Below are 14213 nucleotides of genomic sequence, written 5' to 3' on the forward strand. Positions count from 1 at the left end.
GATAGTGGAATCAACCCCAGCAACTTCTTTCTAAATTTATTTATAGATATGAGCAATTTACATAGGCTTTATACATATAGACCCATTATTAGAAAAACAATATTTCAACTAAAAACAATAATTATGAAAACACGAATCACCCAAAGTAAAATAGGAAGATTGTCATACTTCCATAAAGATGAAAGAGTCACTAAAACCATCTCTTGCATCATGATTATGGCTATTCTAAACCTTACAATATCCTGCTCTTACTTCACTGTTAAGAATGTGCCAACAACAAGAGAAAACATTTCAACCACAGTTAAAGAATTTAATAACTCTGAAAAATATGTAATAATCCATTCAAAAAATCGGTCATGGCATTTAAGTAATACGGTAATTAATGAATATAATCAAACCATTTCTGGAACTGTAGTATCAATAAACAGTCAACACCAGTATACAAAACCTAGAGAAAGTCAAAGAGTTCATAGATATAATAACCTAACAACTAATCCGTTAAATGAAGTTCATTTTTATTTGAATACCTCTGTAGATTATTCAATTAACAACGCTGTTAGCATTCCCTTGGTAGAGATTGCTTCAATATCTGTGAATGATAAAAACACTGGAAGAGCAATTGCCAATGTGGCATTAACAACAGTAGGAGTGTTTTTTGTAGTAGCACTTATTGTAGCGGCAACTAAAAGTTCCTGTCCGTTTGTTTATATAAAGAACGGTGAAAATTTTGAGTTTGTTGGGGAATTGTATCCAGGTACCATAACCCCAAATATGCAAAAGGATGATTATTTACAGTTACCTCATTTTAAATCAGAAAATGGTGAATACACTTTGAAAATATCCAATTACCTAAAAGAAATTCAATATACAGATCAGGTTCAGTTGGTTTTAATAAATCATGAAAAGAATCTGGAGGTTTTAATGGATAGCAAAGGGCAATTACAAACCTTTAATAATTTGGTCTCACCAGTAAATGCTACAAAAGACAATGGTTCTAAAAATTTAGAATCTGTAATACATAAAGATTACGATTATTATGCGTTTGATACCGCTCTAACGACAGAAAACAGTACCAGAAATATTGTTTTTGAATTTGAAAAACCCGAACAAGCTAAAGAGGCAAAGCTATATTTAACCGCAAAAAATTCTGTATGGCTGGATTATATTTTCGGAAAATTTAATGAAAAATTTGGGTATTACTACAATACATTTCAGAAGGAGCAACAGCAAGTTCCTAATGATAGCATAAAAAAATGGACTATGAATCAGCATATTCCACTGTCTATTTATAAAAACACAAAAACGGGGTGGGAATTAGTTGAGCGTATTGGTACTGTTGGTCCAATGGCGATGCGAGATTTAGCAATACCAATTAGTTTAGATAATCATGAGGGTAACATGGTGAAAATTAAATTGGAAACCGGATTTATGTTCTGGGAAGTTGATTATGTAGGAATGGATTTTTCTGAAAATTTAGATTTACAACCCGAATACATTAATGCTTCAAAAGCCTTGGACCAAAATGGAAATGATGTGACCGCTCTTCTGGCTAAAGCAGATCAAAATTATTTTGCTCAAGCCAATATTGGTGATGAAGTTGTAATAAGTTTTCCAACTACTGGGCCTAAAGAAGGGCAATCCCAAACGGTTATTCTCAAAAATAGAGGGTACTATAATTATATAAGAGATTATAGCGGAATTCCAGATTTTGAGGCCTTGAAATCTTTTAAAGAAGATAACGCCTTTACAAAATACGCGGAGAAATCATATTTTGAGTTTGCAAACTTTCAACCTAATGAATTGGCTTATCATGAATAAAGCATCAGTAATATCGGTTAGAGATGAGTTACATTATTCTGAAGCAGTAGTAGTTTCTGAAGGTGAAAACTGTTTTAAAATTGATTCTAAAATAATAACAGGAATTGAAAAATCTTGGTGGCATTTTCGAATTAGACTCACATTAATAAGCATTCTTATATCAAGCTATTCAAATCCATTGCATTGGATACGGGGGATTAATTATTTAATCCATTTAAGGAAAAAGTTTTTAGGGAACTTTAAGCTTAAAAAATTAGTTAAAGTAGATGGTAAATACTATATGGGATTGTATACACCAGGGTGGAACGATGACATTTATAAACGATTTATCATTTCAGAATTAAATCATTACAAATCTATTGAAAAGAGCGTTTTAAGATTCAATCATGTGTATTTAGCAATTACAAAAAAATGTCCACTACAGTGTGACCATTGTTACGCGTGGGATGTCTTAAACCAAAAAGATCAACTAAATGAAAATGACCTTTCAAATATCATTAGTAAACTGCAAGCCATGGGTACGGGACAGATTCATTTAACAGGAGGTGAGCCAATGCTTAAATTGGATATTCTAATCAATCTAATATCAAAATCAAAAAACACCACTAATTTTTGGATCAATTCTTCAGGATTCAAATTGACAAATGAAGTGGCCAAAAGATTAAAAAATGCAGGATTGACAGGGGTTTTTATAAGTTTAGACCATTTTGAAAAAGAGAAACATAATAATTTCAGGAAATTCAAAGACGCCTATTATTGGGCAATTAACGGCGCTAAGAATGCTATTGAAAACCAATTAGTGGTGGTGTTTTCTGTGTGCGTAACTAACGATTTTGTTAGTGAAGAAAACCTAATGGCATACATGCAACTAGCCAGGAAAACAGGAGTTCACTTTGTACAGTTTTTAGAACCAAAGGAGGTAGGTCATTTTAAAGGGAAAGAGGTTACAATTACTCAAGAAAATATAGCGATTTTGGAATCTTTTTATACCAAAATAAATTTTTCCAACGAGTTTCTGGATTTCCCAATAATTAGCTATCATGGGTATTATCAAAGACGGCAAGGATGCTTTGCTGGTGGTAATAGGAGTATGTATGTTGACACAGAAGGGAATCTAAATGCATGCCCTTTTTGTCATACTAATTCAGGAAACATATTACATGAAGATTTTGAAAATCAATTATCGGCAATGTCTATACAAGGTTGTCCCACTTATTAAATTGATTATGGAAAAGTTATTGGAAATGTCGACTTTTAATTTATGGCTGCTTTTAATGTTAATGCTAACTATGCGGTATGTTTTGGTGGCTGGAGTTCCTTATTTGTGGCTGTATATCATTGGAAAAAACCGTTATAGAGCTTCGAAAATTCAGAATGCATACCCATCTAGAAAACAGGTATTGGAGGAGATAAAATATTCGCTTTCTACGTTTTGTATTTATAGTTCAGGTATTTGGTTTTTTCTGAATTGGTTAAAAAATGGATTTACAAAAAATTATACAGATATCCAGGAATTTGGAATACCATATTTTATTTTGAGTGTTTTTCTAATGATTGTCATGCACGATATGTATTCGTATTGGATCCATAGATTGATGCATCATAAGTTAATTTTTAAATATACCCATTTGTTACATCATAAATTTCATAATCCCTCCCCTTGGAGTGCTTTTGCTTTTCATCCGTTGGAAGCGATTTTAACAATGGGCATCATACCAATAATCATATTTACAATTCCATGGCATAATTTGGCACTTGTCATTTTTATAACCATTATGATTTTTTATGACACCTATGTTCATTGGGGATTTAATATTAAGACGTTTAAATTTCTTAAGTGGCAAAATACACCTTTGGAACATGACCTTCATCACAGGAATGCAAAGTATAACTTTGGATTATATTTTACTATTTGGGATAGATTAATGGGGACATTTTTAAAAAAAGTATAGTCGATTTTAAGGAAACTGAATATTATGGAACGTTTTGCTTTATGTATTCTTTTGTTGCATTTGAACCTTATGCCATTATGGTCTCAATATGATTCTATAAGGACTATTGACAGATACGTTGATGATTTTGATGAAATGATTGAAAACATATCATACAGAGGTGGAATGGGACTTTTTATACCCGCTTCAAACCAGCATTTTAGAGAAGCGCCATTTTTTGAATTCAATATGAATGTACCAACTAGCCAAGTTAATTCTGTTGAATTTGCCATTCAATTTGGAGGTTGGAGCCGTGAAAATAATTTCACATATGTAAAAAGGTTGGATACACTAAAAGGAACTTCCAATATCTTTTTTAATGGACTCATAAAATTAAAAAAGGATATAATTTTCTTTAATAAATCTTTTATAGGTATTGGTGCTGGCATAGGTATATCAACTATTTTAATTGCTACGGATGTTATTGAACCGCAAAACGAAGACAATCAGGCACTATATAAAGGAATGACATCTTTTCTCTTGTCCCCTGAATTGGAGTATATATTTGATGTAACAAATAAGACTCAAATGTCAATAAGTTTTAGTGTACAATATGCTACCTATAAGTTGAAAGCAGCTTTACAGAACGACATAGGTAAATGGTACTATATGCCAAAAATCACATATCGATTTTAGGATTATAATTTTAATAAACGAGTTATGAAATGAGCATAACGAAAACTTGATGCAACAACCAATGAAGATATGGGAATTGCTCCCAATAGCTATCGGGAGACCGATAAAAAATAATAAATATCTACATATGAAAATCACATTATTGAGATTAAGAGGAACAGCCTTATTCTTCGCCTTTTTAGTATTGTTCCAGAGTTGTAAAACCTATTATGCAAATTCAATTTCCTTAGAAAAAGCGGTTGAAGATGGCAAATCGGCTAGCATTATTTATAGTAACGATAGTGCAAATTCTTTAGAGTTTGATAAAATTGTAAAGATTGATACCGTTTATTACGGTATAAAAAAGTATAGAGGAGAGTTGGTTAAAATGCCAATTCAACTAGAAAATACTGAATCCATATACAAAGACATGTCAGTATTTAAATTTATTTTATTAGTAGTTCTTTCAGGAGGAATTATTTGGGGGATAGATAGGCTGGGCTTGGGATTCCTATTTTCCGAAGACGAATGATATTAATTTAAACTAAATAACTTAAGATGAATACAGCAAACAAATCAAAATTGTCCGAATTAGTCTTTGACACACTAAATGGGATAGTCATTTAAACTGCGAAATATATATTTGAACAATAATCTAACCGAAGATTTAAAGAAACTATTATATGCATGATTTTAAAAAACTATTAATATGAAAACTACATTTAAAATTATTTTATGCTGTCTGTCCGTTTTTTGGATAATTATCTCTTGCTCAAAGGATGATTTAGATATATTTGTTGTTAATGATTTCACTACAACCATAGATGAAAATCCAAATCAAGATCAATTAATTGGAATCATTCCATATCAAGTAAATAAAGGGCTTACAGAGTTTATTATTACATCTCAAAATGTTCCAAATGCTATTAGTATTAATAATTCATATGGCTTTAGCAATGCTTCCATTTATGTTCAAGATCCAGTACATTTTGATTTTGAGACTAACCCAATAATTATAGCGACCATTAAAGTTAACAGAGTAATTGTGCATTTGGATTTTAGTCAAGATATTCTTGATACTAAAATAATTACTGTTTCCATAAATTTAAAAGATTTACCAGAATAAATAAACGCATTAGCCAATTTAAAAATTATGATAATAATAAAAAAAGTCAAAACAATAATGTTATTATTAGTTGTGGTTTTGAGTACTCATATGTATGCTCAAAAAGAGATCATAAAAAGTAGCATGTTTGTTCGTGTTTACAATTTAGATGGGAAAAAGATTAACAAGGGTCATGTCACTTTTGTTGGAGATACAATTCTTGGACTTAAACGACATGGTAACATCATACAAATAAATGTTCGTGAAATAGGTACTATAAAAACAAAAAGATCTGCGGGACATAATCTACTTATTGGTACTACAGCTGGGGCCGCAGCAGGAGCAATCTTAGGAGTGGTGACAGTCAATGCAACGAATGATCTATTTGGTAATTGGTTTTATCATACTGAATCGGATGGACTAGTAGGAGGTGCGATGTTCGGAGCTGTTGCTGGTGCTTGTAATGGTGGAATTACAGCGTTTTTAAAACATTCCAATACTTATATAATAAATGGAGATTTAGAAAAATGGCAAGTTTTAAAAGATGATTGAAAAGCAAATTTTGAAATAATGGGTTATTTAGTTTTTTTCGATTTTTGATTTTGTAACACGTTAATAATCTGTAAAATAAATGTTAAAAATGTGTTATAATTTTTTTTTGGTGTAACAGGTTTCAAATTTTGTCGTCTGTTTAGTATATCAAAAAACAAATCATTAAAATCAATTTAAAATCTTTCATCATGAAAAAAACAATCATTATTTCTGCACTGGCATTATGTTTCTCAGTAGTAACATTACATGCCGAAACATCAATTAAAACGCTGACTAATTATCAACCTACTTCAAAAGTAAAAGTGAGTCCATTTTGTGTTTCAATTGCTAAAGGCGATTTTGAAACAGTTAAAAAATTGGTAGAGCTTGGCACCGATGTTAATCAAAAATCTGAAGGTATGACACCAGTTATGTATGCTGCTAAATACAACAGAACTGATATTTTAAAACTTTTAATAGCCAATGGAGCCAATTTAAAAGCAAAATCGGACAAAGGTATGACAGCTATAAAATATGCTGAATTACACAAAGCCCATGACGCTAAAGCTATTTTAGAAGAAGCCATGAAAAAATAAGTGATTTATAATATAGTTTTATAAATTATTTGAGCTAGTCACTCTTTATAAACCCTGAATTTCAGGGTTTTTTTTGTATTTTTCAATAGACTCTTTAATTTTTTCTATTCTATTCTCCGGGTCGGGATGCGTACTTTTAAATTCGGGTAATCTGTTAGGTCCTGCAGCTGCTTTAAGTATTTCCATGACATCAATCATTTCTTCAGGATTATAGCCAGATTTCAACATAAACAAGACGCCTAAATCATCACTCTCCAGTTCATCATCCCTTCCGTTTGTGAGAAGTGTGTTTTGTCCGATACCACCAATCACGTTTCCTATATCGGCTCCCACATTACCAGCGGTAATTAACCCTTGCCAATATTCACTTTCGGCAATACGTTCGGCACTGTGGCGCCCAATAACATGTCCGATTTCATGACCCAAAACGCCAGCAAGTTGGTCTTCGTTTTCTAATTTGGAAAATAGGGCATAGGTTATAAAAATTTGTCCGCCAGGAAGCGCAAAAGCATTAATGGTATTGGGGTCTGCTAATAAATGAAATTCGTATTGATAGGGGGTGTTTTTTGCGACACTATTATCAACTAATTTGTTGCCTACATTATCTACAAAAGCTTGGTATTCATTACTTGGATACAAACCGCCATATTCTTGAGCTATTTGTGGGGCACTCTGCAAACCAATGGCGATTTCCTTATCCGCTGTCATAGATATAGTTTGCGTTCTTCCCGTATACGGGTTCACTTCTTGTTGACTACATCTTTTAAATACAAAAAATAAAGCAATGGCAACTCCAATTAATAACCTGACTTTAAAATTTCTACTTCTCATTTAATAAAAGTACAATTTTTTATGATTGATTTATAAAGTTTTACCCATAACGTAATGAATTCCTATTTCTGGAATAATAAACGAGTCTCCTTTGATGGTGTAGTTATTTTTTTGATAAAAATTAACAGCAATTTTTCTGGCATTGCACCAAATCATTTTTACGCCTTGCTTTATAAGAAGGGATTCTCCAAATTTTAAAATATCATTGCCATAGCCTTTTCCTTGAAATTCTTTTAATACGGCCATACCACGCAATTGAAACTGTTTTTTTTCTAAAAACAGGGAATTGGAATTCTTCATAAATGTGGCAACTGCAATAAGAGTATTATCAACAAATAAACCAATATGAAATGTGGTTTCAAAATCGTCTCCATCAAAAATACAGGCTTCTATTGGCTTTCCTTCACGTAAAACAGGCTGTCTTATAGACCAAGCCTCTTTTGCGGTTATTAGCCCAATTCTATAATTTGAATTTTCTAGCATTTGTGATAGATAAAATGGTTTTTCAAACTTAAACAAAATAACCATTCAGAGACATTTTTTACTTCAACATAAAAAGTATTTAAGATTTAAATTTCAGGAAATCTTTTTTTTCAAGAAGTTGTATTTTTTTGTTGCAAATGAAAGTGTAGTTTATATATATTTGCGGTGGAATTGCGGGAGTAGCTCAGTTGGTAGAGCGTCAGCCTTCCAAGCTGAATGTCGCCGGTTCGAACCCGGTCTCCCGCTCTAGAAGCTTCACTTAATGGGTGAGGCTTTTTTTATGCTGTATTTTTATTGTTATTAAAACTCTAGGGTGAGAAGTTTATCCTGAGCATTACTGAAAAACAAAATATATTTTGTTTTGAAAGTAGCAAACGAAGTTTGTCGAAGGGAACCCGGTCTCCCGCTCTAAAAGCTTCACTTAAACGGTGAGGCTTTTTTATTTTAGAGTATTCAATTCTGTGCCAGAAACAACTTCATAAGCCGCTTTATTTTGTTCAAATATTCTAGCAGTTAGATTGCCTTTTAAAATTATGGAATTGTTTTTTACATGCAGCCAACTGCCTTCGCGTAATCCTATAACTGGTTGTGTGTTAAAATGATGGAATTCCTTAATCCTTGTTTCCTTGGTTTCTCCCATGTGCCTACTATTGGAATCCGGGTCTAAATAATGTGGATTGATATTAAATGGGACTAAGCCAGTAGCATTAAAACTTGGCGGATAAACAACCGGCATATCGTTAGTGGTTTTTATAGTCAACCCACAAATATTGCTTCCAGCGCTTGTGCCTAAATAGGGTGTTCCATTATTAACCGTTTCTTTTAAAACAGGTATTAAATTATTTTTATACAGTTGGTATAGCAAAACAAAGGTGTTGCCGCCACCAACAAAAATGGCTTCAGCATTTTTAATTGCAGTTAAAGGATTTTCAAATGTCTGGATACCTTTTACTTGTTTATTTATTTTTAAAAAAGCTTCCGAGACTTTTTCGGTATAATCATCATGGGATATTCCACTTGGTCTTGCGTAAGGAATAAATAAAATTTCAGAAGAGTCTTTGAAAAGCATTGCTAAATCATCCAAAAGATATTCTAAATAGCCGCTGCCGTGTAGGGTGGACGTGCTAGCAATAATCATGTTCTTCATGCCGTATCAAGTTTTGCGTAAAGCTAACTAAATGTTCACTTTAACAAAAATTTATAGAGAGTTTACATTTTATTTAAGATTTGAAAAACGTTCTTTATATTTAAGTATTAATAAATTATAAGCTTGAAACAAAAATTACTTGTCATTTTATGTTTACTTATATTTCAGTTTTTAATTGGTCAAACAATTAACAGGGTAGAGGTTCATGGGTTTATGTATGCCAATGCTAATGATATTGAAGCTGTTGCCATTTATAATAAATCTTCCAATAAAGGGACTGTAACAAACGAAAAAGGAGAATTTCTTTTAGAAGTTGCAGAAAACGATGTCATTGAAATTTCTGCATTACAATTTGAGCCCCAAAAAGTTAGTATAACAAAAGACGTTTTAGAGTCTCGTGTCTTAAAAATCTATTTAGTGGAATATGTCAATCAACTAAGCGCGGTTTTATTAAGGCATGGTTTATCAGGAAGCTTAGCGGTTGATATAGAAATTGTTGAAATCCCTCCTAAAATTGATATTGATTTAAGAAACATGAATGATCTTGAGATGTATGATGAAATGGGTCACAATGATTTTAAGGTTAAAAATGAATTAAATTCAGTAATGAATAATCATGAACTTTATAATGGGGTGGATTTTGTTAAAATAACGAACATGCTTTTTAAACCTAAAAAACGTGCTTACACAGAAGATTACCCCAAATTTGTAAAACCCAAATTGTTGTTAGACGTTTATTCCCGAAAATACATTAATGACACATTTAATATCCCCATAGAGCATATAGACGAATTTATTGCATTTGTTGAAAAAAATGGCATATCTCAAGAATTTTTGAATGATAAACAAGAATTTGAAAGAATTGATTTTTTGGTAAAGCAAAGCGCATTATTCTTATTGCAACACCATGTTAAAAAGTAAACATGTTCCACAACTTTTAATATTACTGTCATTTCAAGTAGGAATGTCGCAATCCATTGAGATTAAAGGAAGCGTAGAAAGCAATATTGGAATTGAAAACATTAATATTATAAATAAAACCACTTATAATTATGCCATAACAAATGCCAAAGGTGAGTTTGCAATTATGGTTAGACTTAATGATAGCTTGCAATTTTATTCCATGCTACACAAAACAAAATATGTAGTTGTAAATAAAAATATGCTATTGTTAAAAACAATTAAGGTTGCTTTGGAAGAACAAGTTAACGAGCTAAGCGAAGTGACTGTGGGCAATACGCTTACAGGAGATTTGTTTTTAGACATTCAAAACAGAAAAGGCGAACCGCCTGTTAATTTTTATGATGTTGGCATTGCAGGTTATACTGGCAAAATAGCAACACAAAGTGAGCGAAGATTAAATGAAGCAACCACGGGAGGTGGTTTTATACCGTTAAATCCTATTTTAAATGCTATTTCAGGAAGAACAAAACAATTGAAAAATCAAATAAAAGTAGAGGAAGTAGAAGCATTGATGCAAAGTATACAAAGCCGCTTGGCTAAAGATTTTTTTTTGTTAAATCCATTAGATGAGCATTTGAGAATGGAATTTTTCTATTTCTGTGCAGATGATGATAATTTTATTGAGGCATGTAAAAATCAAACTGATTTTGAAATATTTAAATTTTTAAGAATGAAATACGAACAGTATTTGGAGAATAGAAGTGACACTGAAGATTAATAGTTTTGTATTGTTCTTAGAAACGTTGAAAAAAGTAAATTTGCAAATAATTTATACAAATGAAGTTTATAAAAATCTCAATTTTACTGGTTGTTTTATGTGTTTCGGCATTTACTGCGGTTCATAAATTTTATTTAAGTGTGACACAAATAGAATATGTTCAAGATAAACAATCAGTTCAGATAATCTCAAGAATTTTTATGGATGATTTTGAAAATCTGTTAAGAGAACGCTATGATAAAACCATCAACTTAGATGATGATAAAAAAGCTCCAATTGTTGATGATTACATTCAAAAATATTTAGCTGAAAGAATTAAAATTAAAATCAACGGAAAGGATGTCAATTTTAATTTTATTGGAAAAGATACTGATTTAGATGTTATGAAGGTTTATTTGGAAATAGAAGGAATAAAAGAGATCCATTCTTTTCAAATAACCAATAAGGTTTTATTCGATTTATTTGATGAGCAACAGAATATGGTTAAGCTAAAAATAAATGCGTTATTTAAAAATTATTTGCTAACCTCCCAAAATGATAATGCCGTGTTAAATTTTGATTAATTGATAGGAAGATTTTTTTAAAATTATTACTTTGCCTAACTTTTAATTAATAATAATTTAACCAATTTGCTTAAAAGCAAATTATTCATCAATAAAAAATTTAAATTCAAATGAAAAAATTGCTGTATTTTATTTCAATGCTGTTTTTTATAACTAGTATTTTTGCTCAAGAGCAACAGAAAACAGAACGAAAACTCGGACATACAAATACAAATAAATTCAGACAGTTAGATGATGAGTTTGCGTCTCCAAATCAGTACAGAACTGCTTCTGGAGCTCCGGGTTCTGCATATTACCAACAACAGGCCGATTATAAAATGGACATAGTTTTAGACGATAAAAACACTAAACTATCAGGTTTTGAAACAATTACTTATACAAATAATTCCCCAGACGAACTTAAATATCTTTGGGTTCAATTAGACCAAAATAAGAGGTCAAAAAACTCTCAAACCCCTTTAATTGAATCAACAGGCTTCGATCCTTATATTTTTCCAGACAAATTTGTTGAAAATTATTTGAAAGACCCGTTTGATGGCGGCTTCAATATTCAAGAGGTGAGTGATACTAACGGAACAGCTTTAAAATATATGGTAAATAATACCATGATGCGTATTGAATTGCTTAAACCCATGAAAACTGGTGATAAGTTTTCATTTAATGTGAGATGGTGGTATAACATAAACGATCACGTGCCTTTAAGAGACCGATCTGGTTATGAATACTTTCCCAAAGATGGGAATAGGGTTTATGTCATAGGGCAGTTTTATCCAAGAATGGCAGTGTATAACGATGTTGAAGGTTGGCAAAACATGCAATTTTTTGGTAATGATGAGTTTGCTTTGCCATTTGGTAATTTTGAGGTTAACATTACGGTGCCTGCCGACCATATTTTAGATGGTACGGGAACGTTGATGAATAGAAAGGATGTCTTTTCTAAAACCATGATGGATCGTTACGAACAAGCTAAGAAATCTTATGATGAACCTGTTTTAATTGTCACTCAAAAAGAAGCTGAAGCAGCTGAAAAAAGTTTTTCTACAGAAACAAAAACATGGAAATTATACGCAGAAAATGTTCGTGATTTTGCTTTTGCTACTTCTAGAAAATTTGTTTACGATATGATGGCCGTTAACATAGGAGATAAAGATGTTATGGCGGTATCAATGTACCCTAAAGAAGGTAATCCGCTTTGGGGAGATTGGTCAACTAAGGTGGTGGCAAGTACTTTAAAGACCTATTCTAATATGACGTTTGATTATCCATACCACAAGGCTATATCGGTGCATGCCAAAAATCAGGGAATGGAGTATCCCATGATTTGTTGGAACTATGGTAGACCAAATGAAGACGGTACTTACAGTGACCGTGTAAAGTATGGTATGTTTGGGGTAATTGTACATGAAATAGGCCATAATTTTTTCCCTATGATTGTTAATAGTGATGAGCGAAGATGGGCATGGATGGATGAAGGTCTCAATACTTTTCTTGAATACCTGGCGCAACAGGAATTTGGGAAACGTTATCCTTCAGCACTGTCACCACAACACAAAAACTTTCCTTCTGATGCTGGACCAGCACCTTTAATTATCCCCTACATGTCTGGAGATCAAGATTTAATAAACCCAATTATGTCTAAGGGGCAAAATATTGCAACAAGAGAACTTGGTAATAATGCCTATTATAAGCCGGCAACCGCTCTTAACATCTTAAGGGAAACGGTTATGGGGCATGAACTTTTTGATTATGCTTTTAAGGAATATGCAAATCGATGGAAATTTAAGCACCCAACGCCTGAAGATTTTTTCCGTACTATGGAAGATGCTTCGGCCATGGATTTAGATTGGTACTGGCGCGGTTGGTTCTATACAACCGATTGGGTTGATATTGGTGTAAAAGATGTGAAAAAATATTATGTGTCCTCAAAACCTAATAAAGATATGAAGGATTATATGAAGGAGAGGGGACTTGTGGAAAGTGATTTACGCCCCTTGGTATATTTGGTTGAAGAAGGAAGTGAAGATTACAGTGATGATTTGAAAAAGGGCTCTTTAGCCGATAATTCAAAGGCGCTTAATGACTATTTTATGAATAATTTCACTCAAGCAGAGCTTAGTAAGTTAAAAACGCCTAAATATTTCTATAATATAACTTTTGAAAAACCAGGAGGCTTGGTTATGCCTATTATTGTTGAATATAAATATGCTGATGGAACTTCAAAAATGGAAACCTATCCTGCTGAAATTTGGAGACTTAATGACAAAGAAGTTAAAAAAGCCATAGCTTCTGAAAAAGAAATTATTGGTATTGTTGTAGACCCGAATTTAGAAACTGCCGATATTGATCCATCCAATAATTCATGGCCCAAACAGGTTCAAGAAAGTGATTTCGATACGTTTAAGGAGAAGGCAGGAAGCTAGTTATTATCTTGCATAGACTTTATAAAATCTTGTTTGTTAATGTTTTTATTAATAAACAAGATTTTTTTTATTGTGTAGATGCAACTTCATATATTTGTACTGTGATATTACAACCTACATTATTATTTATTAGCGGTGGCGAAATAGCATTCATACTATTTATAGCTGTTATGGTTTTTGGTGCCGATAAGTTACCAGAGATAGCTCGTGGCTTGGGAAAAGGCATGCGTGTTCTTAAAGATGCTACCAACGATATTAAGCATGAAATAACTAAAACCGCTGAGAAAAATGGTATCGACACCAGTATCACTAAAGATATCACCAAAGAACTTAATGAAGCTAAAGAGAATCTAGATGATTTTACAGGCTCAGTAAAGCGAAAGCTTTAAATCAGTTTTATTTTCTTCTCATTTATAGTGTTGTTCATCTATT

General features: G+C 32.2%; 16 protein-coding genes and 1 tRNA gene. 14 read left to right on the forward strand and 3 right to left on the reverse strand.

The window, feature by feature from the left end; all coding sequences use genetic code 11:
* The first annotated feature begins 123 nt into the window (after positions 1-123).
* From CSW08_RS15945 to CSW08_RS15980, 8 genes are all read left to right on the forward strand, one after another.
* Complete coding sequence (locus CSW08_RS15945; RefSeq protein ID WP_157831520.1) at positions 124-1818, forward strand: hypothetical protein; 1695 nt, start codon at positions 124-126, stop codon at positions 1816-1818.
* The gene (locus CSW08_RS15950) at positions 1811-3037 is read left to right on the forward strand and encodes a radical SAM/SPASM domain-containing protein (protein ID WP_157831521.1); all 1227 of its coding nucleotides are present in this window, start codon (positions 1811-1813) and stop codon (positions 3035-3037) included. The genes CSW08_RS15945 and CSW08_RS15950 overlap by 8 nt, the downstream gene beginning before the upstream one ends.
* A gap of 7 nt (positions 3038-3044) precedes the next feature.
* Positions 3045-3770, forward strand: a complete 726-nt coding sequence (locus CSW08_RS15955) for a sterol desaturase family protein (RefSeq protein ID WP_157831522.1) — start codon at positions 3045-3047, stop codon at positions 3768-3770.
* Between the two features lie 24 nt (positions 3771-3794).
* Positions 3795-4445: a hypothetical protein gene (locus CSW08_RS15960; RefSeq protein WP_106660867.1), complete on the forward strand. Its 651-nt coding sequence runs from the start codon at positions 3795-3797 to the stop codon at positions 4443-4445.
* A 127-nt stretch (positions 4446-4572) separates the two neighbouring features.
* Positions 4573-4956, forward strand: coding sequence for a hypothetical protein (locus tag CSW08_RS15965; RefSeq protein WP_157831523.1), 384 nt, complete (start codon positions 4573-4575; stop codon positions 4954-4956).
* A 177-nt stretch (positions 4957-5133) separates the two neighbouring features.
* A complete protein-coding gene (locus tag CSW08_RS15970; RefSeq protein ID WP_106660869.1) occupies positions 5134-5550 on the forward strand; it encodes a hypothetical protein in 417 nt (138 codons plus the stop codon).
* Between the two features lie 78 nt (positions 5551-5628).
* Positions 5629-6081 (forward strand): hypothetical protein, encoded by a 453-nt coding sequence (locus CSW08_RS15975; protein WP_157831524.1) that lies wholly within the window; start codon positions 5629-5631, stop codon positions 6079-6081.
* Positions 6082-6269: 188 nt separating this feature from the next.
* On the forward strand, positions 6270-6656 hold the full coding sequence (locus tag CSW08_RS15980; protein ID WP_106660871.1) for an ankyrin repeat domain-containing protein: 387 nt from the start codon (positions 6270-6272) through the stop codon (positions 6654-6656).
* 45 nt (positions 6657-6701) lie between these two features.
* On the opposite strand, the gene CSW08_RS15985 is transcribed toward CSW08_RS15980, so the two are convergent.
* A complete protein-coding gene (locus CSW08_RS15985; protein ID WP_106660872.1) occupies positions 6702-7487 on the reverse strand; it encodes a M48 family metalloprotease in 786 nt (261 codons plus the stop codon).
* Between the two features lie 30 nt (positions 7488-7517).
* Complete coding sequence (locus tag CSW08_RS15990; RefSeq protein ID WP_106660961.1) at positions 7518-7970, reverse strand: GNAT family N-acetyltransferase; 453 nt, start codon at positions 7968-7970, stop codon at positions 7518-7520.
* Between the two features lie 173 nt (positions 7971-8143).
* Here CSW08_RS15990 and CSW08_RS15995 point away from each other — a divergent pair.
* Positions 8144-8216: transfer RNA gene (locus CSW08_RS15995), tRNA-Gly, on the forward strand.
* A gap of 193 nt (positions 8217-8409) precedes the next feature.
* Here the strand turns inward: CSW08_RS15995 and pepE are convergent.
* Positions 8410-9117 carry a dipeptidase PepE gene (pepE, locus tag CSW08_RS16000; RefSeq protein WP_106660873.1) on the reverse strand — a complete coding sequence of 236 codons (708 nt, stop codon included), beginning with the start codon at positions 9115-9117 and terminating at the stop codon, positions 8410-8412.
* A gap of 123 nt (positions 9118-9240) precedes the next feature.
* Between pepE and CSW08_RS16005 the strand changes: the two genes are divergently transcribed.
* The 5 genes from CSW08_RS16005 (at position 9241) to CSW08_RS16025 (ending at position 14170) form a co-directional block, all read left to right on the forward strand.
* Positions 9241-10038 (forward strand): carboxypeptidase-like regulatory domain-containing protein, encoded by a 798-nt coding sequence (locus CSW08_RS16005; protein ID WP_106660874.1) that lies wholly within the window; start codon positions 9241-9243, stop codon positions 10036-10038.
* Complete coding sequence (locus tag CSW08_RS16010; RefSeq protein WP_106660875.1) at positions 10025-10798, forward strand: hypothetical protein; 774 nt, start codon at positions 10025-10027, stop codon at positions 10796-10798. Before CSW08_RS16005 ends, CSW08_RS16010 begins: the two co-directional genes overlap by 14 nt.
* Positions 10799-10857: 59 nt before the next feature.
* Positions 10858-11361, forward strand: a complete 504-nt coding sequence (locus CSW08_RS16015; protein WP_106660876.1) for a DUF6702 family protein — start codon at positions 10858-10860, stop codon at positions 11359-11361.
* Positions 11362-11471: 110 nt separating this feature from the next.
* Positions 11472-13781: a M1 family metallopeptidase gene (locus CSW08_RS16020; protein WP_106660877.1), complete on the forward strand. Its 2310-nt coding sequence runs from the start codon at positions 11472-11474 to the stop codon at positions 13779-13781.
* A gap of 101 nt (positions 13782-13882) precedes the next feature.
* Positions 13883-14170: a Sec-independent protein translocase subunit TatA/TatB gene (locus CSW08_RS16025; RefSeq protein ID WP_106660963.1), complete on the forward strand. Its 288-nt coding sequence runs from the start codon at positions 13883-13885 to the stop codon at positions 14168-14170.
* The last annotated feature ends 43 nt before the right edge of the window (positions 14171-14213 follow it).

The sequence above is a fragment of the Confluentibacter flavum genome (genome assembly GCF_002843175.1).
GTDB classification, from domain to species: Bacteria; Bacteroidota; Bacteroidia; order Flavobacteriales; family Flavobacteriaceae; genus Confluentibacter; species Confluentibacter flavum.

Bases quoted from the DNA above. Each gene is read 5' to 3' on its own strand.
- CSW08_RS15950 (WP_157831521.1), top strand. From the start codon at position 1,811: ATGAATAAAGCATCAGTAATATCGGTTAGAGATGAGTTACATTATTCT.
- CSW08_RS15985 (WP_106660872.1), bottom strand. From the start codon at position 7,487: ATGAGAAGTAGAAATTTTAAAGTCAGGTTATTAATTGGAGTTGCCATT.
- CSW08_RS16010 (WP_106660875.1), top strand. From the start codon at position 10,025: ATGTTAAAAAGTAAACATGTTCCACAACTTTTAATATTACTGTCATTT.
- CSW08_RS15955 (WP_157831522.1), top strand. From the start codon at position 3,045: ATGGAAAAGTTATTGGAAATGTCGACTTTTAATTTATGGCTGCTTTTA.
- CSW08_RS15970 (WP_106660869.1), top strand. From the start codon at position 5,134: ATGAAAACTACATTTAAAATTATTTTATGCTGTCTGTCCGTTTTTTGG.
- CSW08_RS15990 (WP_106660961.1), bottom strand. From the start codon at position 7,970: ATGCTAGAAAATTCAAATTATAGAATTGGGCTAATAACCGCAAAAGAG.
- CSW08_RS15980 (WP_106660871.1), top strand. From the start codon at position 6,270: ATGAAAAAAACAATCATTATTTCTGCACTGGCATTATGTTTCTCAGTA.
- CSW08_RS16015 (WP_106660876.1), top strand. From the start codon at position 10,858: ATGAAGTTTATAAAAATCTCAATTTTACTGGTTGTTTTATGTGTTTCG.
- CSW08_RS16020 (WP_106660877.1), top strand. From the start codon at position 11,472: ATGAAAAAATTGCTGTATTTTATTTCAATGCTGTTTTTTATAACTAGT.
- CSW08_RS15960 (WP_106660867.1), top strand. From the start codon at position 3,795: ATGGAACGTTTTGCTTTATGTATTCTTTTGTTGCATTTGAACCTTATG.
- CSW08_RS15965 (WP_157831523.1), top strand. From the start codon at position 4,573: ATGAAAATCACATTATTGAGATTAAGAGGAACAGCCTTATTCTTCGCC.
- pepE (WP_106660873.1), bottom strand. From the start codon at position 9,117: ATGAAGAACATGATTATTGCTAGCACGTCCACCCTACACGGCAGCGGC.
- CSW08_RS15945 (WP_157831520.1), top strand. From the start codon at position 124: ATGAAAACACGAATCACCCAAAGTAAAATAGGAAGATTGTCATACTTC.